This window comes from Bacteroides sp. MSSM.1001136sp1_RTP21357st2_D2_RTP21359_211015, assembly GCF_040913205.1.
GTDB lineage: Bacteria > Bacteroidota > Bacteroidia > Bacteroidales > Bacteroidaceae > Bacteroides > Bacteroides ovatus.
Map to the genome: position 1 here is coordinate 75,381 of NZ_JBDFVF010000026.1, position 25,194 is coordinate 100,574.

Annotated in this window: 19 protein-coding genes and 1 pseudogene; 6 read left to right on the forward strand and 14 right to left on the reverse strand. The window is 44.3% G+C overall.

Features of this window, described 5'->3' with window-relative positions:
* Positions 1-27 precede the first annotated feature (27 nt).
* From AB5217_RS16935 to AB5217_RS16945, 3 genes are all read right to left on the reverse strand, one after another.
* Positions 28-249 carry a hypothetical protein gene (locus AB5217_RS16935; protein WP_004297428.1) on the reverse strand — a complete coding sequence of 74 codons (222 nt, stop codon included), beginning with the start codon at positions 247-249 and terminating at the stop codon, positions 28-30.
* Between the two features lie 62 nt (positions 250-311).
* Positions 312-725 (reverse strand): DUF3990 domain-containing protein, encoded by a 414-nt coding sequence (locus AB5217_RS16940; RefSeq protein WP_032843316.1) that lies wholly within the window; start codon positions 723-725, stop codon positions 312-314.
* Positions 722-949, reverse strand: a complete 228-nt coding sequence (locus AB5217_RS16945) for a DUF3791 domain-containing protein (RefSeq protein WP_004297431.1) — start codon at positions 947-949, stop codon at positions 722-724. Before AB5217_RS16945 ends, AB5217_RS16940 begins: the two co-directional genes overlap by 4 nt.
* 170 nt (positions 950-1,119) lie before the next feature.
* Here AB5217_RS16945 and AB5217_RS16950 point away from each other — a divergent pair.
* Positions 1,120-1,278 (forward strand): annotated as a pseudogene (locus tag AB5217_RS16950) (DapH/DapD/GlmU-related protein); the annotation flags it as partial.
* Between the two features lie 405 nt (positions 1,279-1,683).
* On the opposite strand, the gene AB5217_RS16955 reads toward AB5217_RS16950, so the two are convergent.
* Positions 1,684-2,121, reverse strand: coding sequence for a DUF6078 family protein (locus AB5217_RS16955; RefSeq protein WP_008644027.1), 438 nt, complete (start codon positions 2,119-2,121; stop codon positions 1,684-1,686).
* Between the two features lie 171 nt (positions 2,122-2,292).
* Entirely contained in the window at positions 2,293-4,050 is a 1,758-nt protein-coding gene (locus AB5217_RS16960) for an AAA family ATPase (protein ID WP_032845317.1), read from the reverse strand.
* Between the two features lie 250 nt (positions 4,051-4,300).
* Here AB5217_RS16960 and AB5217_RS16965 point away from each other — a divergent pair, with 250 nt between their 5' ends.
* The 5 genes from AB5217_RS16965 to AB5217_RS16985 all read left to right on the forward strand — a co-directional run bounded on the left by AB5217_RS16965 (position 4,301) and on the right by AB5217_RS16985 (position 12,713).
* Positions 4,301-4,780: a DUF456 domain-containing protein gene (locus AB5217_RS16965; RefSeq protein WP_032845316.1), complete on the forward strand. Its 480-nt coding sequence runs from the start codon at positions 4,301-4,303 to the stop codon at positions 4,778-4,780.
* A 111-nt stretch (positions 4,781-4,891) separates the two neighbouring features.
* Positions 4,892-6,769: a right-handed parallel beta-helix repeat-containing protein gene (locus AB5217_RS16970; protein ID WP_032845315.1), complete on the forward strand. Its 1,878-nt coding sequence runs from the start codon at positions 4,892-4,894 to the stop codon at positions 6,767-6,769.
* 152 nt (positions 6,770-6,921) lie between these two features.
* Positions 6,922-9,201 (forward strand): alpha-xylosidase, encoded by a 2,280-nt coding sequence (locus tag AB5217_RS16975; protein ID WP_032845314.1) that lies wholly within the window; start codon positions 6,922-6,924, stop codon positions 9,199-9,201.
* 1 nt (position 9,202) lies between these two features.
* Complete coding sequence (locus tag AB5217_RS16980) at positions 9,203-11,008, forward strand: corrinoid protein (RefSeq protein ID WP_032854673.1); 1,806 nt, start codon at positions 9,203-9,205, stop codon at positions 11,006-11,008.
* Between the two features lie 133 nt (positions 11,009-11,141).
* Complete coding sequence (locus tag AB5217_RS16985) at positions 11,142-12,713, forward strand: sodium:solute symporter (protein WP_032845312.1); 1,572 nt, start codon at positions 11,142-11,144, stop codon at positions 12,711-12,713.
* Between the two features lie 80 nt (positions 12,714-12,793).
* Here the strand turns inward: AB5217_RS16985 and AB5217_RS16990 are convergent, their stop codons facing one another.
* The 9 genes from AB5217_RS16990 to AB5217_RS17030 all read right to left on the reverse strand — a co-directional run bounded on the left by AB5217_RS16990 (position 12,794) and on the right by AB5217_RS17030 (position 25,192).
* Positions 12,794-13,471, reverse strand: a complete 678-nt coding sequence (locus AB5217_RS16990; protein ID WP_032845311.1) for a vitamin B12 dependent-methionine synthase activation domain-containing protein — start codon at positions 13,469-13,471, stop codon at positions 12,794-12,796.
* Positions 13,464-14,474 (reverse strand): methylcobamide--CoM methyltransferase, encoded by a 1,011-nt coding sequence (locus AB5217_RS16995; RefSeq protein ID WP_032845309.1) that lies wholly within the window; start codon positions 14,472-14,474, stop codon positions 13,464-13,466. The genes AB5217_RS16990 and AB5217_RS16995 overlap by 8 nt, the downstream gene beginning before the upstream one ends.
* Before the next feature lie 150 nt (positions 14,475-14,624).
* The gene (gene rpiB / locus AB5217_RS17000) at positions 14,625-15,059 is read right to left on the reverse strand and encodes a ribose 5-phosphate isomerase B (protein WP_004297448.1); all 435 of its coding nucleotides are present in this window, start codon (positions 15,057-15,059) and stop codon (positions 14,625-14,627) included.
* Positions 15,059-17,068, reverse strand: a complete 2,010-nt coding sequence (locus AB5217_RS17005) for a transketolase family protein (RefSeq protein ID WP_032845308.1) — start codon at positions 17,066-17,068, stop codon at positions 15,059-15,061. Before AB5217_RS17005 ends, rpiB begins: the two co-directional genes overlap by 1 nt.
* Positions 17,069-17,210: 142 nt before the next feature.
* Positions 17,211-18,755, reverse strand: coding sequence for an alpha-N-arabinofuranosidase (locus AB5217_RS17010; RefSeq protein WP_032845307.1), 1,545 nt, complete (start codon positions 18,753-18,755; stop codon positions 17,211-17,213).
* A gap of 20 nt (positions 18,756-18,775) precedes the next feature.
* Positions 18,776-21,178, reverse strand: a complete 2,403-nt coding sequence (locus tag AB5217_RS17015; RefSeq protein WP_032845306.1) for a glycoside hydrolase family 127 protein — start codon at positions 21,176-21,178, stop codon at positions 18,776-18,778.
* Positions 21,179-21,319: 141 nt separating this feature from the next.
* Positions 21,320-22,915 (reverse strand): xylulokinase, encoded by a 1,596-nt coding sequence (locus AB5217_RS17020; protein WP_032845305.1) that lies wholly within the window; start codon positions 22,913-22,915, stop codon positions 21,320-21,322.
* 22 nt (positions 22,916-22,937) lie between these two features.
* Positions 22,938-24,467, reverse strand: coding sequence for an L-arabinose isomerase (araA, locus tag AB5217_RS17025; protein ID WP_032845304.1), 1,530 nt, complete (start codon positions 24,465-24,467; stop codon positions 22,938-22,940).
* Between the two features lie 41 nt (positions 24,468-24,508).
* On the reverse strand, positions 24,509-25,192 hold the full coding sequence (locus AB5217_RS17030; RefSeq protein WP_004309172.1) for an L-ribulose-5-phosphate 4-epimerase: 684 nt from the start codon (positions 25,190-25,192) through the stop codon (positions 24,509-24,511).
* Between the last annotated feature and the right edge of the window lie 2 nt (positions 25,193-25,194).

A 25,194-nucleotide genomic window follows, 5' to 3' on the forward strand; every position in this document is an offset into this window, starting at 1 on the left:
GTCTGTATTATGGGGGAGTATTTGATTTTAATCAATAGTCCCCTTTTCTATTTCCTGTTTTAAAAAACTGTAGACATATATGGCTCCTTGATAATATAAGCCGGAACGTTCGTCTTCTAATTTTGCGAAAGTTTCAGAAGAATACAGTACATCCATAGATTTTTGCAAATCCCATCCGTAGTCGCTCATAAGCATTTCTATCAGTTCTTTTCCTAAAGATTCAACTAAAAATTGTTTTTCCTTATTCATAACTTTTTAGTAAATTAATTGCAGCGGGAGTTCCAAAGAAATATTGTATAGTAGGGCGGATATTATGATAATTCATTCACTAATTGTGATATGTTTATATATCCCTGAATAAATCGTCTTAATTGGAGACCTACAGTATCATCAGCAATGGGACCTATTACAATATCATAATCATGGGCTTGAATATTGGTATTATTGTTTCTATTTAATAGAATAAATTCAGCCCATTCTATGGTATATCCGCCAAACTGTTTGATTTTAATATCACTTTTACCATTTAGAATAGATTCATCAAACATAAACTTAGAAATAACAGGAACCCCTTTTCCTTGTCTGAATGTCGTTAAACTTGCCATCTTTTCGGCTTGTTTAATATCTTCACTCAGATAAAACCCTTTTCCGAAGTCTTTGCCTTTTCTTCCTTTATCAATATCTATTTGGGATATTTCTATATTTGAACCGTGGTAAAGAATCATGCTAAAGCTCCTCCATTTCGTTGACAGATTTTCGTTAAATCATCCACAGCTTCCTCTATGGAGAATGTATGTTCGATATCATAGAATTCTTCTAAGAAATCCAAGCCGGAAAAACGCTTCAGGTATTTGTATGCCTGACTGTTACTTAAGGAATATTTTTCAGCGAAAGCTCCTATACATCCCACAAAATATTCAATTCTGTTAGATAGTTCTCTGTTACTCATAATTCTTTCATTATAGGTGATGAATAAATTTGTTAGCCTTATATGAGGCTTTATTCAATCCTTAAAGACAAAGAAACAAATTAATGAGAGAACTTGCAAGTGTAGTAGATAAATTTTAACTATAACACTAAAAATAATCACTTGACTTCTACGACCGTATGATTCCTTTTGTGATTGAGGACAATGTTTGGATTGGCATAAATTCGACCATACTTCCAGGTGTAAGGATTGGCTATGGAGCGGTAGTGGGAGCCGGTAGCGTGGTAACTAAAGATGTTCCGGCGATGACAATCGTAGCCGGCAATCCGGCACGAATCATCAAAAGATAGAAACAAGCGAATAATATAATGGCTGTTTCCTGATGAGATAGGAATTATACCTGAAGAAACTGTAATTAATAAAGGTGCGTTCTAACTCTAATGAAGGTAAGGTAGTTGAAATAAATATCTTATCTTTTTCTCTTCAAATTCCTCTCACCTCTTCAACATCTTCTGCATCGCTTTGTTCATCGGTGATAGCAGGTGAAGACCTAAGCTTCACCTGCCTTTTCATCAGGGTTTCTTTTGTTTTCAACTAGTTCCATTTTTTGTTTCATACTTTGAAACGAATGGTTTCCCATAGTGAAACAGTTTGTTTCTCGGTGAGAAACGAATCGTTTCACCGTATGAAACTTTTAGTTTCTAGCGCTTGAAACAAAAAGTTTCAGCAGGCTGGAAACTAGTTAGAACGCAGCTTTACCAATTATACTCATCCGTGTAACTGTCAAAGACCGGTTCTTCGGTGATACCTTTCCGGTGAAAAAGTTGGCGGATATAGTTTTGATCTGCGGGGCTTAGGAAGCGTTCTTCGCGATAAAAGCGATAGTAAAGAGTTTTTCCGAAATGCCCGATCAGTTGTTGCTTGATGTTTGTTCCGTCCTTATAAGGTACGTTGTCCAGCAGGTGGCTGATACCCCATGCCACATGTATCTTTTCTGCGTTTTGGAAGTGAGGACAGTCAATGCCGGTGGCCGGAATACACATTGGGTTTACGATGCTGATGTAGGACGTGTCAGCGGTAGTGAGAAGTGCAGCCACCCGACGCAGGCAGTTACAAGCTTTCGGACATTGCTCGTTGTAGCAGCGGGCGTAGTTGAAAGGGACTGTTTTGTTTTTTAATTTATTGTCGTTCATTTTATATTGTATATTACATACATGATTGACAAAGGTAGTGCTTTTATTGTGGAAAGGTACAATTTGAAAAAGAAAAAACGTGAAAGGATGGGTGAAGGGAACACCCTTCACCTATAAACTGCTTATAGATAGGATAATACAAGGAAAAGTGAAGGGTGAAGAGATTGTTCATTATAACTCTTCGCATACCCGCATTTCCATACCTTTATATACCACTACAATCTTGTGTAGTTGCGTGGAGCCAATAGCTTGTTTCACCGTGTCCGTGTCGGCATAGCGGTTGGCCTGGGCGATGGCTTCCTGACGCAATTCCTCCACACGGTTTTCAGAATCGCGATATTTGGCGTACTTCAACTCAACGATGTAGCTGTGCTTCATGTCAGAATATATGTCCAACATGGGACAGAGGAAAATATCGACGTAACCCGCTTGTGTATCTTGCTCGGAGATAGGACGGTAGAAGCGGTTTTGCGCAGTCATGGCCAAGGTGAAGCCGTGAACGAAGAATTCGCCCTTTTGCTTGTCACGCTGGGATGCATAACGTTTCAGGCAGTCGGCAATGTAACTGAAATAGGCTTGCCAATTGCCATCATAGGCGAGCTGACTTGAAAGTTCGCTCTTTTCGTAGCTGCTGAAATTTAAGTCTGCGTCGTTGTAGGTATTCAGCAAATAAGTGTAGAGCTGCTCTTGAACCACCAGGTTCGGAATGGTCAGTTTGGTCTTGCCTTTATCTATTCCGCTAATGGTTAACATTCCGAAATAGTAGAGCAGGCTTATAAAATTGTCCGGATTGGTGATGTTGACGGCAGGGAAACCTTTCTTCAGTTCACCAGTGATATAACCTTGACTCACTAAAGTTTGAATGACGGAAGCATCGTGTGCAAACTCTTTATCCTTTCGAATGAGCATACGCAGCTTTTCATAGTCGATACGTATATTATCTTCTATCATTTCTCGTGGCGCTTTGCCGTTATCTATGTAATTCTTCACGAAGTAGAGCACCATGTTGGAGTTGTACATGGTAGTTTCACCGTAACAATCCTGCGCGAAGCAATAATTGTCGTACCATGGTTTCATTATTTCTATCAGTTCGTCAACAGTATGGCGGAAAGGACTGTTCGTTGAATAGTAAGTCAGCATTTCGCGCACTTCTTCTTCGGTGAACCCCATCATTTGGTTAAATTGAGGGGTAAGTGAGTAGTTTGTGCCGATGTTGAAGCCACTCGTCAGGTCATCCATCGTTACGGGGCTTACACCGGTGATGAAACAACGCTCTATGCTGGAATAAGTTCCTGCCTTCACCTTATTGAAGAAAGCACGCAGATAACCTTCGCCATGCGTTTCATCAGTGTAGCGGTGCAAACTTTCGGCATCGGAAAGGATGGCGTTGGTGAAGTGGTCGTATTCGTCGATGAAGAGATACATTTTCTGTCCGGCACGTTCGCACTCCGAAACCAAATAGTCCAGTTGGTTGACAGCCCCGTCCTTTTCGTCCAATCGTTCTCTGATACCTTGTGGCAGGAGGTCGGAATAGACTTCACAGAAGAAGTCGAAGCGGATTTGGCAATGTGCATCCAGTCCCTTTCGATAATCGTTCAGTTCGCCGGTGATACCTGAAAAGTTGAGGTAAAGCACCAGGTAGCTGTTGCGGTTTGCTGTGGGATGCTTTCCGATGTAGAGGTCGCCGAATAAGTCGTTGAACTTATCGCGGGTACGCACATCGTAGTAGTGTTGCAGTACGTTCAGCGTGAGGCTTTTGCCGAAGCGGCGGGGACGGATGAAGAAAAAGAACCGGTCTGCCTGCTCTATCATAGGAATGAAACGGGTTTTGTCTACATAATAATAGTCTTCGCGGCGGATGACTGCGAAGTTCATCATACCGTAAGGCAAACGCTTTCTGTTGGGTACTATATATTCCATTGGATCCATTTCCTGTCCTCCTGCTGATTTCTTATATTATAACTTGCTTATTAATAGCGTTAACGACACAAAGATAGTAAAAGTTCTTGTTGGGTACGAGGCATCCTCAAAAAAGTATTGGAAAAACTCATTCACACTAAGAATTGCAGCCTTGGCAAAACTATTCTGAAACAGCTGTGAAGGGGCGGAAATAATTCTCGGGGTTAGCTTGTTTTTACTGAAAGATACTGTATTTTTGTGCAGAACTAAAAAATAGATTATGTTGGACATTATTTTGATTGTAATTAGTGCCCTTTGTATGATAGCCGGGTTAGCTGGTTGTATTCTGCCGTTTCTTCCCGGTGCGCCTATTGCTTATGTCGGGTTGGTTATTCTGCACTTCACGGATAAGGTACAATATTCTACGACACAATTCATCGTATGGTTATTGATTGTAGCTGTTTTGCAGGTATTGGATTATTTCACTCCGATGCTGGGAAGTAAATATAGTGGCGGTAGTAAATGGGGTAATTGGGGATGTATCATAGGAACCCTTGTCGGTCTTCTTTTCTTGCCTTGGGGCATTATTCTCGGTCCGTTTCTTGGAGCGGTGATTGGTGAACTATTAGGAAATAAAGAGTTCTCGCAGGCACTCAAATCAGGTGTGGGCTCTTTACTCGGATTTATATTCGGAACTTTACTGAAGTTCGTTGTCTGCGGTTATTTTTGTTATCAATTTATCATAGGTCTTATTCGGTAACCTATTTGATGTTGTAAAACATTCGTAAGAATAACCTATCTATTGCCTTTACATAGAGTACTAAATCGATGTGTGTTCGTCTTTATTGAAGTAGCACATTGAGGTAGTACCATGAAAAAGACTTTTACTTATCTTTCTTTTATCATTTTATTGGGGTGGTTTCCCTCCCTCTTTGCGGGGGAGATTTATGTATCCCTGCAGGGGAATGATAAGAATCCCGGGACAAGGGAAGCTCCGTTTTATACACTAAACCGGGCGATCAAACAGGCTCGTGAATGGCGTAGACTGAATCGGTCGGAAGTAGCTGGAGGAATTTATATTCGTTTGGAAGAGGGTGTTTATGCCCAGCGCAATTCTTTATTTCTTCGTCCGGAAGATAGTGGGACGCCCGATTCTCCAACAGTGATTTGTGCGGTAGATGGTGCTCACCCTGTGATTAGTGGTGGAGTTGCTGTTACAGGATGGAAGCGTGGATGCGATAATCCGGCAATTCCTGAAGAGTTGAGGCAGAAGATATGGTCGGCAGAGGTTCCCCTAATAGGAAATAGAAGAGTCGAAACCCGGCAAATGTGGGTGAATGGCAATAAAGTTCAAAGAGCTGCGCAATTTCCTGACGGAGGAATGGAACGAATGATTGACTTCAATCCGGAGGAACAAACGATAACGATCCCTGCCTCTTATGTGAACAGTTCCCGGGAATCACAGAGTATAACTGGACTACAAAATGCCAGTCAACTCGAAATGACTGTCCATCAACGTTGGGCAATTGCTATTTTGCGTGTGAAAAGTATGGACGTGAAAGACGGACAAGCTATAGTTCGCTTTCATGATCCCGAAAGTCGCTTGGAGTTTGCGCATCCCTGGCCGCAACCCATCATCGGAGGAGAGAAAGGAAATTCTTCCTTCTGCCTGACCAATGCACTGGAATTGCTGGACCAACCCGGTGAATGGTTTCAGGAATATCCTTCCGGCACGATTTACTATTATCCGCAGGCGGGCGAAAATATGGAAACTGCTGAAGTGATTATCCCTGCTTTGGAAACTTTAGTGACCATAGACGGTACATTGTCCCGTCCGGTAAAGCATATACAATTTGACGGAATTACTTTTGAGCATACCTCCTGGATGCGTCCTTCTTATCAGGGACACGTCACTCTGCAAGGGGGATTTCCTTTATTGGATGCCTATAAATTACAAGAACCGGGGCTTCCGGAAAAAGCGGAACTGGAGAACCAAGCCTGGATCACCCGTCCCGAAACAGCGATACGTGTAAGAGGTGCCGAATATATTGATTTCAAGCATTGCACCTTCCGTCATTTATCGTCCACTGGACTGGATTATGAATGGGCAGTCACAGCATCGAGCGTCGAAGATTGTCAATTTACGGATATTGGGGGAACGGCTTTACTGGTTGGCGCATTTCCGGACGGAGGATTTGAGACGCACATCCCTTTTATTCCTGCTGACGCACGGGAATTATGTTCCCATATTACTATCAGAAACAATTTCATAAGTAATGTGACTAATGAAGACTGGGGATGTGTAGGTATCGGTGCCGGATATGTCAGAAACATGGATATTTCTCATAATGAAGTCTGCCATCTGAACTATTCAGGGATTTGTGTAGGCTGGGGATGGACATCGCTGGAGAGCGGAATGTGCAACAACCGGATAGAAGCAAACTATGTACATCACTTTGCCCGTCGGCTATACGATGCAGGCGGTCTGTATACTCTTTCCAACCAGCCGGGTTCCGTCATGCGAAATAATCGGATCGAACATTTAATCGAGGCACCCTACGCTACGAATGACCGTGCTTTTTATATCTATCTGGATGAAGCTACGGACGGATATACAATGGAAAACAACTGGTGCCCCGCTGAACGTTTTGATTCGAACCGTCCCGGGAAAAAGAATGTGTGGAAGAATAACGGCCCTCAAGTGGCGGACAGTATTAAGTACAAAGCCGGAAGAATAAAGCAAGATTGAAACAAATCAATGGATTAACATAGTCATTAATGTACTAGTATAGCAATCAATAAACTAGTGTAATAATCATTAGAACTAGACTAGTATGGTAATCATTCAAACTAATATGATAATTATAGTAATCAATAAACGATATTTAATCAATAAAATAGATGAAACCAACGAACTACCATTTATTTGATTTCCTTGATTTCGATACCGAGTTATCAAGGAATGAGTCGCTTTGGAAAGCATACAAGCCAACGGCTGTTTATGAAAAGGAAGGAGATATTTACGTAACAGTTCCCTTTCAGAAGCAAAAGCTGGCTAACGATATGATGGCGGATACCGATGTTCCCCAGGAGGAATATACGTTAATCATCCGTCAGTATAACATCGGCATCACCCGCCTGTTTCTTGGCTTCGGTGATTATGTACTGACAGATGAGTCGGAAATGCTGCAATTCAGTGACCGGATTCAGAAAGTGCCCCTGTTTATAAAAGAACAAAAAGGAAAATGGATTCTTTCGACGGAAGACGGAACGAAGCGTGCCGTTATCAATGTGGAAGAGCCTCTATTAGACCGATGGAGCGAATTGCTTCCCGACCCTCAAGAAACGCTTGACATCACTTTATACCCTGACGGAAAACGTGAAATCCGCTTGTCAGCCTACGATCATTTTTCGCCTCCCCGCTACGATGCGTTACCTGTTGCCTTTTGCAAACGCGACGGTCGGAAAGAACGTGCAACGCTTTCTTTTGAATGTAAGCCCGATGAATGTTTTGCCGGAACCGGAGAACGTTTCTTTAAAATGGACTTAAGCGGACAGACTTTCTTCCTGAAAAACCAAGATGGGCAAGGAGTCAATAACCGGCGTACTTATAAGAATATCCCCTTCTATCTATCCAGCCGAATGTACGGAACATTCTACCACACATGTGCCCATAGCAAGCTCTCACTGGCCGGACATTCCACCCGTTCCGTCCAGTTTCTAAGCGACCAGGCATTGCTGGATGTATTTGTGATAGGCGGTGATACGATGGAAGATATTCTTCGCGGTTATCGTGACCTGACCGGCTATCCGTCTATGCCTCCTCTTTGGAGTTTTGGCGTTTGGATGAGCCGTATGACTTATTTCAGTGCCGATGAAGTAGACGAAATATGCGACCGCATGCGTGCCGAACACTATCCCTGTGACGTAATTCATCTGGATACGGGCTGGTTCTGTACCGATTGGCTCTGCGAATGGAAATTCAATGAAGAACGGTTCCCCGATCCGAAAAGATTCATCGGGCGGTTGAAAAAGAACGGCTATCGTGTCTCTTTATGGCAACTTCCATACGTTGCAGAAAATGCAGAGCAGATTGATGAAGCCAGAGCCAATGATTATATAGCCCCATTGACCAAACAACAAGCGACCGATGGTTCCAACTTCTCCGCCTTGGATTATGCCGGAACAATCGACTTTACTTACCCGAAAGCAACCGAATGGTACAAAGGATTATTGAAACAACTTCTGGATATGGGAGTAACCTGTATCAAAACCGATTTCGGTGAAAACATTCACATGGACGCCCTCTATAAAGGCATGAAGCCGGAATTGTTGAACAACCTGTATGCCCTGCTTTATCAAAAGGCCGCTTACGAAATTACGAAAGAAGTGACAGGTGACGGCATTGTCTGGGCACGTTCCGCATGGGCGGGATGCCAGCGTTATCCTTTGCATTGGGGAGGCGATTCCTGTAGCTCTTGGGATGGAATGGCAGGTTCTCTGAAAGGCGGTCTGCATTTCGGTCTGTCGGGATTTGCTTTTTGGAGCCATGATGTTCCCGGCTTCCATACATTGCCCAATTTTATGAACTCGGTAGTAGCAGATGATGTGTACATGCGTTGGACTCAATTCGGCGTATTCACATCGCATATCCGTTATCACGGAACCAACAAGCGTGAACCCTGGCACTATCCGGCCATAGCTCCGTTGGTGAAAAAGTGGTGGAAATTGCGTTATTCGCTCATTCCATACATCGTAGAACAAAGTAAACTAGCCATAGAAAGCGGCTATCCGCTCTTGCAGGCACTCATTCTGCATCATCCGGAAGATAAATTTTGTTGGCATGTGGATGATGAATACTATTTCGGCAATGATTTCCTGGTAGCTCCGGTGATGAACAGCGAGAACCGTCGGGATATCTATCTTCCCGAAGGAAAATGGGTGAACTTCTTTACGGGAGAACGTCTGGAAGGAGCATGCTGGCTGAAAGACGTATACGTTCCATTGGAAGAAATGCCCGTATATGTGCGTGCAAATGCCGTGATCCCCATCTATCCGGAAGACGTGGACTGTACGGATGAAATGGATTTAAGCAAGAGCATGGCTTTACGCATAGATAATGATTATAAAGGATTTTGGACTATGATAGATTGTGGTAGAAAATTAATTAATTTAGTATAGTATGAAAACATGGAAGAGTAATTTAGAAGAAACAAAACAACGTTATATAAATTGGTGGAACCATAAAGGAATCGTTCTCAATATGTGGGAACACTTCCAGGAAGGAGTGCAACCACATGCAGAGATAGTACCTCCCGCGCCGGCAAAAGATTTGTCGCAAAAGTGGTTCGACCCTCAATGGAGGGCGGAATATCTGGACTGGTACGTAGCGCACAGCAGCCTGAAAGCGGATATTCTTCCGGTTGCGAATACCCAACTGGGGCCCGGTTCTCTAGCCGCCATTTTAGGAGGAGTGTTTGAAGGCGGGGAAGACACCATTTGGATTCATCCCAACCCGGATTTCACCGATGAAATAGTCTTTAACCCCGAACACCCGAACTGGATTCTTCATAAAGAACTCCTGAAAGCCTGCAAAGCGAAAGCCAACGGACACTACTTTGTCGGTATGCCCGATCTGATGGAAGGACTGGATGTCCTGGCCGCACTGAAAGGAACGGATAGGGTATTATTGGACACAGTGATGCAGCCCGAAATCCTGGAACAACAGATGCAGCAAATCAACGACATCTACTTCAAAGTATTTGATGAACTATACGACATCATCCGTGAAGGCGACGAGATGGCTTTCTGTTATTTCTCGTCCTGGGCTCCCGGAAAGATGAGTAAACTGCAAAGTGATATTTCGACCATGATTAGTCAGGATGATTATCGCCGGTTTGTGCAACCTTTTATTCGTGAACAATGTCAGAAGATTGATTATACCCTTTATCATCTGGATGGAGTGGGAGCCATGCATCACCTGCCTGCCTTGCTTGAAATTGAAGAATTGAATGCGATTCAATGGACTCCCGGAGTGGGCGAACCACAAGGAGGATCTCCCAAATGGTACGATTTGTATAAGAAGATTCTGGCAGGCGGAAAGAGCGTGATGGCTTGCTGGGTGACATTAGACGAACTAAAACCTCTATTGGATCATATCGGCGCGGACGGTGTACATTTGGAAATGGATTTCCATAACGAAAAGGAAGTGGAGCAGGCCATGCGGATTGTTGAAGAATATACCGGTTCTTCTACCGCTGTAAATACCAATAAACATCAACAGGATGCCGACTTGGCAGCTACCGGACAGGAACGTATTTGTATACGGGAAGAACAACACCAGCAAGAGGATAAACTGAAACCTCTGTATGAAGCCATTGTTGCCGGGAAACTGGAACCTGCGGTTGAAATCACCCGGCAAGCCATTGCGGAAGGAATAGCACCCCAAATGATTATCAATAATTATATGATTAAAGCAATGGGCGAAGTGGGACAACGTTTCCAGGATGGAAAGGCTTTTGTTCCCCAACTGTTGATGGCAGGACGTGCCATGAAAGGGGCTTTGGAACTACTGAAACCTTTATTGGCAGGAAGTGCTTCCACTACAATCGGTAAGATTGTCATCGGTACAGTGAAAGGAGATCTCCATGATATTGGTAAAAACCTGGTGGCTTCCATGCTGGAGGGTTGCGGCTTTGAAGTCATTAATATTGGTATTGATGTGACTTGTGACAAGTTTGTGGAAGCTGTGAAGGAAAACCATGCTGACATCTTGTGCATGAGCGCATTGCTGACTACTACCATGACGTATATGAAAGAGGTTATCCAGGCACTAGAAGAGGCCGGTATTCGTAATCAGGTGAAAGTGATGATTGGCGGAGCACCCGTCAGTCAGGGGTTTGCTGACGAAATCGGTGCGGACGGATATAGTGATAATGCGAATACAGCCGTAGCAGTTGCCAAAGAACTGATTGGAAATAAAAAATAGAATAAAAAGGTACGGATTGCACGGATCAACACGGCTCTTAATTACATTGCCTATTAAAACCGTGAAATCCATGTAATCCTTGCCTAAAAGAAAATTAGATTTAAACTTACGTTACTTATTTAATACTTGAATTATGCATGTGAAATTCTTAGAGACATTAGATTGGAGTATTCTGATTGCCTACTTCCTTATTTTGATAACTATTGGTATATGGGCAAGTTCTAAACGAAAAAAGGGGAGTAGTCTTTTCCTTGCGGAGAATTCGTTGAGATGGTATCATATCGGCTTCTCCATGTGGGGGACGAATGTCGGACCTTCCATGTTGATTGCTTCCGCAAGTGCCGGATTTACTACCGGTATTGTTTCGGGGAATTATGCCTGGTATGCATTTGTCTTTATATGTCTGCTTGCTTTTGTCTTTGCTCCCCAATATTTGGGTAGTCGCATTACGACATTGCCCGAATTTATGGGAAAACGTTTCGGGCAATCTACTCGTAACATCCTTGCCTGGTATACCATTATTACCATTCTTATTTCATGGCTTGCATTGACTTTATTTGCCGGTGGAGTCCTGATCCGTCAGGTCTTCGATATTCCTATGTGGCAATCGGCATTGCTGTTACTTGTCATCTCCGCTTTCTTCACGATGCTCGGCGGACTGAAAGCTGTGGCCTACACGAATGTATATCAAATGATACTGTTGATTGTAGTATCAGCCACACTGGCTATCATGGGAATCTATAAAGTGGGTGGTGTAGGAGCACTGGTGGACGCCGTTCCGGCGGATTACTGGAATCTTTTCCATCCAAATGATGACCCGGCTTTTCCCTGGCTACCTATTATCCTGGGTTATCCTATTATGGGAGTTTGGTTTTGGTGTACGGATCAGTCGATGGTGCAACCGGTTCTTGCTGCCAAGAATCTCAAAGAAGGTCAGATGGGAACCAACTTTACCGGATGGTTGAAAATATTAGATGTACCTCTTTACATTCTTCCCGGCATTATCTGCCTCGCTTTATTCCCACAATTGGAGAATCCCGATGAGGCTTATATGACAATGGTGACTCATTTGTTCCCGACAGGAATGGTCGGCTTGGTATTGGCTGTATTGACAGCAGCATTGGTAAGTACTGTCGGCTCTGCATTGAATGCATTAAGTACGGTATTCACGATGGATATCTATGTGAAGAAAATCCGACCGCAGGCCAAGCAGAAAGAGATTATCAGAGTGGGACAAGTGGTTACGGTAGTCGGTGCACTGATCTCTGTGATAATAACCATAGCGATCGATAGCATCAAGGGACTGAATCTGTTTAATGTTTTCCAGTCTGTACTGGGATTTATAGCTCCTCCGATGGCAGCTGTATTTCTCTTTGGCGTATTCTGGAAACGCACCACTACTCTGGCAGCTAATATGGCTCTGACATTGGGAACAGTGTTCAGTATCGGAGTAGGAATCTTGTATTTATGGGTGTTTCCGGCAGAACAATATGATGCATGGCCTCATTTTATGCTGCTTTCCTTCTACTTATTCGTTATCATCGGAATAGGCATGATAGTAGTCAGCCTGTGGGATAAGTCTCCGCAATTGGGCATCTTGAATATGGAAAAGATAGAGGACAAACCTGCACGAATTGTTCTTATCCTATGGGGATTACTTATTGTGACTATGATCGGGCTTTACATCTTCTTCAATGGCCACTAGTTTTTATTCACCACAGAGGACGCAGAGATTATTATCTAATAATAAAAGACTCTGTGTCCTCTGCGTCCTCTGTGGTGAAACTATTTTCTACGAAAACAATTTTCGTACGTACACAGCCCGCAAGTATATTCCAGCTTACGCACATGAGAACCCACTCCGATAATACCACTTACAGATTTGATGGGAATCATCAGGCTGGAATCTGTCAACTGAATACCACAGGGCGAAGCGACCGGAAATAAGGAGAATAGTTTTTGTTGTTCCGATACGTGCCATCCGCAATAGCCGGGGCTGTATCTGTTAGTGTGCTTCCAACCTCTCTTTTCGATAAATGCAGCCAACTCCTTTTCCATGCAATCAGCAGCCTTTTCTGCAATGATGCTCCCCAATGAGTCTGCTATATATGCTTTCACCATGTCGTCCTCTTGCTGAAGCAGATGTTGAAACTCCTCAAATTCAACTCCCGCAGTGGCGGTAAAAAAGGCAAAGGCTTCCGAACCCCGTAGTTGGCGGGCAATGGTTTTACCGATTGTGAGAACCGTATCTTTTACAGTCAGTGTTGCTTTTTCAGTGTCAAGCAGTCCGTCAGTGAGGAAAAAGAAAAAACGGGGACGAAGAAGGGGAGTGATACGGTCAAGTAACGTATTTATTTCTTCTATAACCATTCCATCCGGCATAGAATCTTTATATCCCATCGCCTCGTAAATATCTGACGATGGGATTTGCAGTTTCTGGTAAGTAAGTTCCTGTTCAACCATTATTGAACTCTTCCAATGCGGTATAAAATGCGTCTATATTAATAGAAGACGTATGTGGCGGAATATCACAACCACTTGACAATACGAAATTAGGATATGCACGGGTAGTCTCCAATAGTTGCAAAGTCGCTTCCTTCATAGTCTCCGGGCCTGCCATCTTGAAAAGGCTCACCGGGTCCAGATTTCCCATTGCCAGTGCATCGGCCGGAACCTCTTTCAACGCTTCCTCCATCTTGATTTTATTCCCGAAGTGGTAAGCGGCTGCACCGGTATAAACCATCGCTTGTGTGCAATTCCCTGTGTTTCCGCAATTATGAAGTACTACGGCAAAATGATCATCCTGTACCTTCTCTATTATTTCTTTCACAAATAAAGAAGAATATTGCAGGCAATCTTCGTTGGATAACAGTCCCGCAGCAGGTTCAGCCATGACTACACCGTTCACACCGGTTGCTTTCAATGCCATGCAATAGCGGGTGATGAAGTCACTGCATTTTCTTAATAACGTATTGGCTGCATCGGGGTTAATGTAAATCAGCATCATGATTTCCGACATATCATACAAACGTCCGGCCAGCGAATAAGGACCGATGCAACCGGCAAAAACCGGACGGTCTGTTACATTTCTGGCTGTCAGCATATTTGCTTTAAGATATTCCGGGATTCTTCCTTTGTTTAATGCCGGAATCTCCAGTTTCTCAATAGCTGCCTCGTCTGCCAGTAAACGACCGGATACACTGGGTACCTCATTTTCCGGAAAGATAATCTCTGCCCCGAAAGCTTCCGCTTCTACCGTCAGATCCATGATGACGGTTGCGGCCGCCGCCGGGTACTTGCCACAAAGAGCCTTGATAGCCTCATAATGAACCTGTCCGTTTGTTACCGCATCATGCACCGTTTTCCCGATAAATTCGATACCCGGATGTGTCATGATCGGAATTGCAATCGTTTCCTTACCTTGGATCGTTTGGCTGATCCATTCTTTCATATTCAGTCTACCCATAATTTTAGTTTTTAATATCGTCTTGTAATAAAGACGAAGTTACCCCTCTTTTGTAATCTCGTATATGATAAAATCTGATACCGGTATAAAAATAAAGCTGCTCTTCTTTCTGAAGGGCAGCTTTACACCTATTTGATTTATCTTCGAGCTTTATTTTACCGGAATCTTATCAATACGGTTCTGATGGCGTCCGCCGTCAAATTTGGTAGAGAAGAACTCTGTCAAAATCATGTCCGCTTCTTCAGTGCTGATGAAGCGTCCTGGCATAACCAGTACATTAGCGTCATTGTGCTGACGAGCCAGGTGTGCGATTTCTGCATTCCAGCAGAGAGCGGCACGAACCCCTTGGTGCTTGTTCAGCGTCATATTGATTCCGTTTCCACTGCCGCAGATAGCGATACCGGGATAACATTCTCCCGATTCCACTGCAAGAGCCAGCGGATGAGCATAATCCGGATAGTCTACGCTTGCGGTAGAGTTAGTTCCGAAATCCTTGTAAGCCCAGCCTTTTGCTTCCAGCCAGCCGCGAACATATTCTTTCAGTTCAAAACCGGCATGGTCGCATGCTAATCCGATTGTTTTCATTAGAGCATTGCTTTTACTTGGTTATATACGTTCTCGGCAGTAAATCCAAGTTTCTCATCCAATACTTTGTAAGGAGCAGAGAAACCGAAAGATTCCAATCCCCAAACTTTACCGTGGCAACCTACCAGACCTTGAAGAGTGACAGGCAGACCGGCAGTCATACCGAAAATCTTCGCATCTGCCGGAAGAATAGCTTCCTGATATTCTTTCGGTTGGTTGCGGAACAGACCTTCAGAAGGAGCAGATACAATGCGTACCTTCACGTCCTCTTTGCGAAGCAACTCTGTGCCGGCTACCAATGTAGACACTTCAGAACCTGAAGCCACCAGGATAACATCCGGATTTTCGTCGGAACCTGCTACGATATAAGCACCCTTGGCTGCTTGTTCGTAATCAGTTCCTGCCGGTAAATTGGCAATATTCTGACGAGAGAAGATCAATCCTGTAGGAGTAGACATATTTTCCATAGCAAGTTTCCAAGCAATGGTTGTCTCTTCTGCATCAGCCGGACGAAGTACCAACATAGAGTTGTGTCCCTTATGATTTTTCAGTTTTTCCATCAGGCGGATTTGAGCTTCCTGTTCTACCGGTTCGTGAGTAGGACCGTCTTCACCTACGCGGAATGCGTCGTGTGTCCAGATAAATTTCACCGGTTGTTCCATCAAAGCAGCCATACGTACGGCAGGTTTCATGTAGTCGGAGAATACGAAGAATGTACCGCAAGCAGCGATCACACCACCGTGGAGAGACATACCGATACAGATACAAGCCATTGACAATTCAGATACACCTGCCTGGAAGAATGCTCCGCTGAAATCACCTTTCTTGAAAGAATGAGTCTTTTTCAGGAAACCGTCAGTCTTGTCAGAGTTAGAAAGGTCGGCCGAAGCAACGATCATGTTTTCTACCTGTGTAGCAAGTGCGCCCAATACGGTTGCAGATGCAGCACGAGTAGCGCTACCTGCTTTCTGTTCGATAGCAGCCCAGTCCACTTTCGGAGCTTTGCCCGAGAAGAAGAGTTCCAGTTTTGCTGCCAGTTCCGGGTTTGCTTTCGCCCATGCAGCTTTCTTTGCATACTTTTCAGCAACGATCTTCTTCAGTTCTTCTGCTCTTTTTGCATACAGTTCGGCTACTTCCGGGAATATAACGAACGGGTTAGTAGGATCACCACCCAGATTCTTGATTGTATTTACGTATGCGTCGCCGCCGAGAGGAGCACCGTGTGTAGCGCAGTTAGCTTCATAGCTGCTGCCGTCTGCCTTGCGTGCACCTTTACCCATTACGGTTTTACCGATAATCAGCGTCGGGCGTTCTTTTTCAGCCTGTGCTTCTTTGATTGCCGCACGGATTTCGTCAGGATCATTACCGTTGATACTAAGTACGTTCCATCCCCATGCTTCATATTTCATGGCAGTATCTTCAACGGTTACGTCTTTCGTTTCTGTAGAAAGCTGAATATCGTTGGAGTCATAGAACATAATCAGGTTGTCCAATCCCAGTGCACCGGCAATACGTCCGGAACCTTGAGAGATTTCTTCCTGAATACCACCGTCAGAGATGTAAGCGTAAATGGTCTGATTCATCACCTCATTGAAACGGGCTTTCAAGAATTTGGCAGCGATAGCAGCACCTACTGCAAAAGTGTGTCCTTGTCCCAGCGGACCGGAAGTATTTTCGATGCCACGCATGATATCCACTTCAGGGTGTCCCGGAGTAGGGCTTCCCCATTGACGGAATTCTTTCAGCTCGTCCAGCGTGAATTTTCCTGTCAATGCCAACGTAGAATAAAGCATCGGAGACATGTGGCCCGGGTCGAGGAAGAAGCGGTCACGTCCTTCCCAACGGGGATTTTCAGGATCGTATACTAGAAACTCAGAGAAGAGTACATTTACAAAATCAGCACCACCCATGGCGCCACCCGGGTGACCGGAATTGGCTTTCTCAACCATTGAAGCAGCAAGAATACGGATGTTATCCGCTGCACGATTCATAAGTTTGTTATCGTTCATATCATTAAAATTTAATTGATTTCTGTCAGATTGTTCGCAAAGATAACTCTTTATGTGGATTTAACAATCCAAAAGAGCTATCTTTTTTATCGACAATTTTACGGTCTTCTTGTTTGTGATACAATAAGTAATTGCTCTAAAATTACTGTAACTCTAAAGTAACAATGGACTTAGCAGGAAGTTTTACCTTCATTGTACCTTTATTGATTTTTACCTCTTTGAAAGGTGCCGGTTTTACAATATTAGGTTTTTCAAAAGAATTGTAATCGGTCAGTTTGGAAGCGGTCAGAATCTCTCCGGTAGCTTTCTTGGCTTTCGTATCACCCAGATTGATGGTGATTTCCTGCGCTTCATCAGCATCTACATTGGAAAGAGAAATATGGATCACCCCATCTTTATTTTTGGAAGCTGTGGCGCTCACCATCGGTACAGTGCGGTTATCACGTACACTTATCTTTTCGCAAGTCAGGTCGATAGGAAGATAAGTGGCATCTTGGTGTACTTTATACATCTTGAAGACATAATAAGTAGGCGTCAACACCATTTCTTTGTCTTTCGTCAGAATCATCGATTGAAGTACATTGACAATCTGTGCGATATTTGCCATCTTCAGGCGGTCTGTATATTTGTGGAATACATCAAGACTTAAAGAAGCCACGAAAGCATCACGCAACGTGTTTTGCTGATACAGATGTCCTTTGATGGTTCCGGGTTCCTCATCCCACCAGGTTCCCCATTCGTCCAGTAAGAGAGCGATTTTCTTGTCCTTGTCATATTTGTCCATGATGGTACAATGTTTCTTGAGTACATCTTCCACTTCCAGACATTTGCCCATCGTCCAGTAATAATCATCCTTGTTGAATTGAGTGGCTGATCCTTTGCTGCCACTCCATCCGGTTACGGTATAATAGTGCAGAGAAAGACCGTCCATCCGGTGTCCTACACGATTCATCAATACATCTGTCCATTTGTAATCATAGTCACTTGCGCCACTGGCAATCTTGAACAGACGGTTGCCGTCATAATTGCGGCAATAAGTAGAATAACGACGGTATAAGTCTGCGTAATATTCCGGACGCATGCTGCCACCGCACCCCCAGCTTTCATTTCCTACGCCGAGATATTTCAATTTCCATGCTTTGTCGCGACCATTCTTACGGCGAAGGTTAGCCATAGGCGAGTCTCCGTCAGAAGTCATATATTCCACCCATTTAGCAAGCTCTTCCACTGTGCCGCTACCTACATTTCCACTCACGTATGGTTCGCAACCCAGCATCTCGCAAAGATTCAAAAACTCGTGGGTTCCGAAACTATTATCTTCAATGGTTCCGCCCCAGTTGTTGTTCACCATCTTCGGACGGTTCTCTTTCGGACCAATGCCGTCCATCCAGTGGTATTCATCGGCAAAGCATCCGCCCGGCCAGCGAAGGACGGGAACGGACAAGTCTTTCAGTGCATTGAATACATCTGTGCGGTATCCCTTGATATTGGGAATATCCGAGTTTTCGCCTACCCAAAGACCGCCGTAGATACATGAACCCAGGTGTTCGGCAAACTGGCCGTAAATTTCCTTCGGTATGATTTCTTTGCCTTGGTCGGCATGTACGGTTATGGTAGCACTCTTTTGTGCAGAAAGAGATACGGATGCTGCTAGAAAAGCCGTGCTGACTAATAGTTTTGCTTTCATAAATGGTATTTGTTTAATGATTATTTGAGTAAACGCACTTCATAAACGGCAGAGGTCCATTCCGTCCCGTCAGGGATAAAACGTATCGGACAACTACCCGTATTCAATTTTTGAGGCAGAACGTATGAAAGGGTTATGAAACCGTCTTTATCCGCTTCACTGATAGTCGGATGAACAGCCAACTTTTCGTTATTCAGAAGAATAGCCACTTTATTGCGGTCATCTTTCCGTACCGTAATCAGGAGGCGGCTTGCTTCTTCTTTCACTTTCAACTGATAGCCGAACCAACCTTTGGCACGTCGGAAATGCCGGTCTTTATTCGTCCCTGTTTCTGCCTGCTCATACTGGATGCCATGGTCAGACTCCGGCTGCTGTTCGCCGGGGAAGATCAGGTCAATGGTTTGATTAGCTAATTCCGTTGCTTTTCGTTCAGCCGTTGCCATCTCTTCCTGAATCGCTTTAAACTGCTCTTCGCTTGCCTGCCGGAAATAAACGGCATAACGGGAATTGTGCAGGCGGAAGAACGGGACGAGTTTCAATGCTTTGCCTTGTGCAGGATACACCTCTCCGTTATAGCTGAAAGTAATCCGGCTATTCTGTTCTTTCTGAAGAGATTTGCAGATTGAATCAGGATTTCCTATCAATATCGGGATTTCTTGCAAAGGAATTTGTTTGCCATGAGCGATATGTCCGCCACGGCTGTCATCGGCATATAAACCATCAAGATGTTCAGTGCCTGTGGAAGCTGCAAGAACGATCGGACCATATAAGAAAGCATAATAATCTTTCTTGTCGGGAATTTGTTCCACGCTGACTTTCATAGGCAAGTGGAAAGTAATGACATCCCCTTTTTCCCATTTGCGGGAGAGAGGAAGATACTGGTTACCTTTTGCCATAACGAACATTTTTCTTTTTCCATTGATGCTGACGCTATATCCTTTGGATTGGTTCGCCCATTCCGGAATACGTATCATTAAAGTACGTTTTTTCTTAGGCGCTTCATCTATTCGCAAAGTTACCTTGCCGTCATCGGGGAAACGGGTTTCCTGTGTCAAAATAATGCCTTGCTCTTTCCAGGTCAGTTGTGAAGGAATGAAGAGATTGACATAAAGAGTGTCTTTCCGATACGCATAGATAAATTCGCCGTATTTGGTATGATTCTCCAAGCCTGAACCTACACAGCACCACATGGATGTTTCCGGTTGTGAGTACACACGATAGTGTCCCGGACGCATAGGAGTGAAGTAGACAAATCCACCTTTATCCGGCTCTTGTGACGCTAAGATATGATTGTAAAGCGCACGTTCGTAATAGTTTACGTAGTTGGGATCAGGTTCGTTTGTTTGATTCGGATTGTGAGAATTCTGATAAAGCATTTTGGTAAGACGGAGCATGTTGTAAGTATTACAGGTCTCCGGTCCTTGAACGTCGTTCAGCATGGACGTGAAGTTATCCGATGGATGGAAATGTTCGCGGACGCTATTTCCTCCGATGCAGACAGAACGGTGATTGACTACCGTGTTCCAGAAAAAACGGGCGGCATGATCCCATTCTGCAGCATGATTCCAAGTCTTGTCGTCTTGTGAAAGTTCGGCTATTCGCTTGTAGCCGATCACTTTCGGAATCTGTGTGTTGGCGTGCATCCCCGTCAATTTGTCTTCCTCTTTGATAAGCGGGTCGAGGATAAGGTTGTGAGAGAAACGGCGTGCCAGTTCCAGATACTTCTTGTCGCCTGTGATTTCGGCTACGTCAGCGAACGTTTCGTTTAATCCGCCATGTTCGCTGCGAAGCATATCCTGCATTTGTTCGTCACTCAAGCCGGAAGTGATATCGATCATCCAGTCTGTAAAAGCGATAAGCATTTGGCGTGCAAGGTCGCTTCCTGCATAGATATATGCATCCCGCAATCCGGCGTAAGTCTTATGTATATTGTATAGAGGTACCCATTTGCCGTTAAGGTCGAAACCTCCAGCACGGATCTTCCCTGCTTTTATATCTTTCCAAAGTTGAAGGCTTCCCGGAGTTCCTCCGATGAATCCTGTGCCGACAGTTTGTTGTGCCCGGTTCAACTCATTCAGCATGTAGTTGAGGCGATTATAGACTGCGGTATCTCCGGTGGCGGCATACATCATGGAAAGTGCGGATAAATAATGTCCGCCGATATGTCCGTCCAATCCGGTATTTTCCCAATTGGTGTAGCTGGGGGCTTTAGGCTGTAACCCTGCTTCGCGGAGAAAAGGAGCGAGCAGACGATCAGGGTCTAATGCAAGTATGTAATGTAAATCAGTCTGTTGAGCTTGCAGAAACGGACTATCTAATAGTTTCACATTCTGTAAAGGGAAGTAAGACACTTGTGGGGCGTTTTGAGCTTTGCCCAGTGAAGTGGACAGGACAAGTGCAAGTATGAACGAGGTGGTTTTCATGATAATAGTCTCCCCATCTCTCTCTCCAAAAGAGGAGAGGGGTGGAGATAATTAATGTTAATACTTAGTTAGAATTGACTCTTGATAAACAGCGATTTATCGGCAATCTTTGATGAATAACAATGGATTGCCGACTGTCAATTATTTAAATTTGACTGCTGCCTCTTCGATAGGCAATCCTGCCTTATAGTTTTCGATGTATGTATTGAAGCCGGCTACATCTTCGGGTGTAGGTGATACCTCGATACCCGCGTCACCGACAAATACGCTTTCATCCAGAAAATCGGCAAGAGATTGTTTCTTTTCATTGTTCACGAGGTAAGAACCTAACAGGGCAATACCCCAGGCACCACCTTCGCCGGCTGTTTCCATCACAGAAATAGGCGAGTTGATAGCTGCAGCAAGTATTCTTTGACCTACTCCTTTGGTTCTGAATAATCCTCCGTGACCAGTAATTCTGTCCACTTTGATTTTTTCTTCGTTGAACAGGATATCGTTACCAATCTTGAGCACTCCTACTGAAGCATACAAGTGGGTACGCATAAAGTTTGCCAGGTTGAACTTGTCATTTGCCGAGCGTACAAACAACGGTCTTCCATCAGCAAATCCTGTTACGGGCTCGCCTGAAATATAATTGTATGAAAGCAAACCTCCGCAATCGGTATCACCGGTGAGCGCAATATTGTAAAGTTTGCTATAGATTTCATCCATATCTACAGGTATGCCCAGAAGTTCCTGATATTCCTTGAACAGGTTGACCCATGCGTTGAGATCAGAAGTACAGTTGTTGCAATGCACCATAGCTACCAGACTTCCGTCAGGAGTGGTCACCATGTCAATCATTTCGTATGGCTTCGACAAATCTTTCTCCAATACAATCATAGAGAATGAAGAAGTACCTGCCGATACATTTCCTGTGCGTTGTTTAACAGCATTGGTTGCCACCATTCCGGTACCTGCGTCTCCTTCCGGCGGACAAACCGGTATTCCTGCTTTCAAATGACCCGATGCATCGAGCTTTTTACTTCCTTCCGGAGTGAGGACACCTGCATTTTCACCTGCCGATAATACTTTAGGCAGAATATCTTCCAGTTTCCAGCTATATTCTTTCGGAGCAATCAGTTTATCGAACTTAGTCACCATTTCAGCCGAATAGTTGTGGGTTGTCGGATCGATAGGGAGCATACCCGATGCGTCACCGATACCCAATACCTTTTCGCCAGTTATCTGCCAATGCACATAACCTGCCAGAGTAGTCAGGAAATCAATGTCATTCACATGCGCTTCATTGTCCAGGATAGCCTGGTACAAATGAGAAATGCTCCATCGCAGCGGAATGTTGTAGACAAACAGTTCTGATAAGGCTGCTGCTGCCCGACCTGTATTCGTATTTCTCCAGGTGCGGAAAGGCACGAGGATTTCTTCTTTTTTGTTGAACGGCATATAACCATGCATCATGGCGCTGACGCCGATAGCAGCCAGCGTCTCAATCTCTATGCCATATAAGTTCTTTACGTTAGCGCGAAGATCAGCATAGCAATCTTGCAGTCCCGACCAGATAGCTTCAATATTATAAGTCCAAAGTCCGTCAACTAGCTGGTTTTCCCAAGTGTGGCTGCCTTGAGCAATAGGCTTGTTTTCCTGGTCAATCAAAACTGCTTTAATTCGTGTTGACCCCAGTTCAATACCAAGAATGGCTTTGCCTGCTTCGATGGTTGATTTTGCATCTAATTTCATGTTGAAATCAATATTTTAAGGTTTAGCAAAGCGCTTTATTCAACATGTAATAAACTTCGTTCATGCGCAGTTCTTTCTTGAAGCAGCTGATCGTAGTATCCTTGTTGATATGTACCATTTCGATACCTGCGATTTCAGCATAATCTTCCCAATATTCTGCTGTCAGGTCGTAAGAGAAGCAAGAGTGGTGAGTTCCACCAGCCAAGATCCATGCACCTGCACCTACTTCGAGGTTAGGCATCGGAATCCAGAGAGCAGAAGCAACCGGCAACTTGGGCAGCGGTTTCGGTTCGATACATTCCACATCGTTCACAATCAGACGGAAACGGTTACCCATATCTACTATTGTAGCCGTGCATCCTGCACCAGTCTTTGAAGTAAATACCAATCTTGCTGTCTGGCTTTTGCGGATACCTATACCGAGGAAGTGTACTTCCAGGCGAGGTTTGTTGGCTGCGATAAGCGGGCAAATTTCCAACATGTGTGACTGTAGGATAGAGCTGTTGGCACCGTCGAAGTTCAGTGTATAGTCTTCCAGGAATGAACAACCTCTGGGAAGTCCCTGATTCATCACCCATACCGTACGGTAAAGAGCAGCCGATTTCCAGTCACCTTCAGCACCGAATCCGTAACCTTCCGCCATCAGACGTTGTGAAGCAAGACCCGGGATCTGATCGAAACCATTGTATTCAATGTCGCCCAAATCGTCAAAGTTGGTCGTAAATCCTTTAGCACCTTTAGCTTTCAGGATAGCACGCATGGCAAGTTCTGCTTTAGCGGCATTCCAAACTTTCTGATAAGCTTCAGTCGATTTGTCTTCCAAAGAAGCATCGTGGTCGTATTCTTTGAAGTAGGTAGCTACCAATGCATCTACATCTTCATTCTTGATTTCTTTATGGTATTCCATCAATTCGCTTACCGGACAATAATCTACATGGTAACCCATACGTTGTTCAGCTTCCACTTTATCACCGTCGGTTACAGCTACATTGTTCATCTGGTCGCCGAAACGGATAATCAGCATATCCTGTGAGTCTGCCCAACCGGCACAAACACGCATCCAGACAGCGATCTTGTGCAAAGTGTCTTCCTCTTTCCAGTAACCTACCACTACTTTACGACGGATGCGCATACGGGTACAGATATGTCCGAATTCGCGGTCACCGTGAGCTGACTGGTTCAGGTTCATGAAGTCCATGTCCATTGTATCCCAAGGAATTTCCTTGTTGAACTGTGTGTGCAGGTGCAACAATGGTTTCTTCAACTGTTGCAGACCATGAATCCACATCTTAGCAGGAGAGAAAGTATGCATCCAAGTGATAACGCCGACACATTTTTCATCGTTATTGGCAGCTTTGAATACAGTTTCCACTTCTTTAGAAGAGTTGGCAGTACCTTTGTATACCACCTTAACAGGAAGTTTACCGGATTCATTCAGTCCGTTTACCATTTCATTAGAGTGTGCGTCTACTGCGATTACTGCGTCACCTCCGTACAGAAGCTGTGCTCCTGTTACGAACCATACTTCATATTGATCAAATACGTTATTCATAATGTTATTGCTTTAATTTTTAATATCTGTTTTTTTAATTGTTACTGTCCATAATAAGCATTCGGACCATGCTTGCGGCTGAAATGTTTTTCTACCAGCAGCGGGTTCATTGTTAAATTCGGGTTTACCGCATAAGCGATACTTGCCATTTTGGCTACCTGTTCCATTACCACGGCGTTGTGTACAGCATCATGCGCATCTTTTCCCCAAGAGAAAGGACCGTGATTTTTTACTAACACTCCCGGTGTATGTACAGGATTCAATCCTTCAAAACGTTTCACTATCACATTACCGGTTTCCAGCTCGTAAGCGCCTTTCACTTCCGCTTCCGTCATATCTGCCGTGCAGGGAATAGCGTCATGGAAATAATCCGCGTGAGTCGTTCCGATGTTCGGAATGTCGCATCCCGCCTGTGCCCAGGCAGTCGCATAAGTAGAGTGAGTGTGTACTACTCCGCCAATCTCCGGAAATGCTTTGTAAAGTACTACGTGAGTAGGAGTATCCGAGGATGGCTTCAGTCGTCCTTCAACGACCTTGCCATCCAAATCCACTACTACCATATCTTCGGCCTTCATATCATCATAACTTACACCACTGGGTTTGATTACTACCAATCCGCTTTCACGGTCGATAGCAGAGACATTGCCCCAGGTAAAGATGACTAATCCATGCTTTACCAATTCAAGATTGGCATGAAATACTTTTTCTTTTAGTTCTTCCAGCATAA

What these genes read in the sequence shown, in the direction of transcription:
- AB5217_RS16960 (WP_032845317.1), bottom strand. Translation starts at nt 4,050, where the DNA reads ATGGATCCAATGGAATATATAGTACCCAACAGAAAGCGTTTGCCTTAC.
- AB5217_RS17015 (WP_032845306.1), bottom strand. Translation starts at nt 21,178, where the DNA reads ATGAAAACCACCTCGTTCATACTTGCACTTGTCCTGTCCACTTCACTG.
- AB5217_RS16985 (WP_032845312.1), top strand. Translation starts at nt 11,142, where the DNA reads ATGCATGTGAAATTCTTAGAGACATTAGATTGGAGTATTCTGATTGCC.
- AB5217_RS17005 (WP_032845308.1), bottom strand. Translation starts at nt 17,068, where the DNA reads ATGAACGATAACAAACTTATGAATCGTGCAGCGGATAACATCCGTATT.
- AB5217_RS17020 (WP_032845305.1), bottom strand. Translation starts at nt 22,915, where the DNA reads ATGAAATTAGATGCAAAATCAACCATCGAAGCAGGCAAAGCCATTCTT.
- araA (WP_032845304.1), bottom strand. Translation starts at nt 24,467, where the DNA reads ATGAATAACGTATTTGATCAATATGAAGTATGGTTCGTAACAGGAGCA.
- AB5217_RS16995 (WP_032845309.1), bottom strand. Translation starts at nt 14,474, where the DNA reads ATGGGTAGACTGAATATGAAAGAATGGATCAGCCAAACGATCCAAGGT.
- AB5217_RS16965 (WP_032845316.1), top strand. Translation starts at nt 4,301, where the DNA reads ATGTTGGACATTATTTTGATTGTAATTAGTGCCCTTTGTATGATAGCC.
- AB5217_RS16970 (WP_032845315.1), top strand. Translation starts at nt 4,892, where the DNA reads ATGAAAAAGACTTTTACTTATCTTTCTTTTATCATTTTATTGGGGTGG.
- AB5217_RS16940 (WP_032843316.1), bottom strand. Translation starts at nt 725, where the DNA reads ATGATTCTTTACCACGGTTCAAATATAGAAATATCCCAAATAGATATT.
- AB5217_RS16935 (WP_004297428.1), bottom strand. Translation starts at nt 249, where the DNA reads ATGAATAAGGAAAAACAATTTTTAGTTGAATCTTTAGGAAAAGAACTG.
- AB5217_RS16955 (WP_008644027.1), bottom strand. Translation starts at nt 2,121, where the DNA reads ATGAACGACAATAAATTAAAAAACAAAACAGTCCCTTTCAACTACGCC.
- AB5217_RS16945 (WP_004297431.1), bottom strand. Translation starts at nt 949, where the DNA reads ATGAGTAACAGAGAACTATCTAACAGAATTGAATATTTTGTGGGATGT.
- AB5217_RS16975 (WP_032845314.1), top strand. Translation starts at nt 6,922, where the DNA reads ATGAAACCAACGAACTACCATTTATTTGATTTCCTTGATTTCGATACC.
- rpiB (WP_004297448.1), bottom strand. Translation starts at nt 15,059, where the DNA reads ATGAAAACAATCGGATTAGCATGCGACCATGCCGGTTTTGAACTGAAA.
- AB5217_RS16980 (WP_032854673.1), top strand. Translation starts at nt 9,203, where the DNA reads ATGAAAACATGGAAGAGTAATTTAGAAGAAACAAAACAACGTTATATA.
- AB5217_RS17010 (WP_032845307.1), bottom strand. Translation starts at nt 18,755, where the DNA reads ATGAAAGCAAAACTATTAGTCAGCACGGCTTTTCTAGCAGCATCCGTA.
- AB5217_RS16990 (WP_032845311.1), bottom strand. Translation starts at nt 13,471, where the DNA reads ATGGTTGAACAGGAACTTACTTACCAGAAACTGCAAATCCCATCGTCA.
- AB5217_RS17030 (WP_004309172.1), bottom strand. Translation starts at nt 25,192, where the DNA reads ATGCTGGAAGAACTAAAAGAAAAAGTATTTCATGCCAATCTTGAATTG.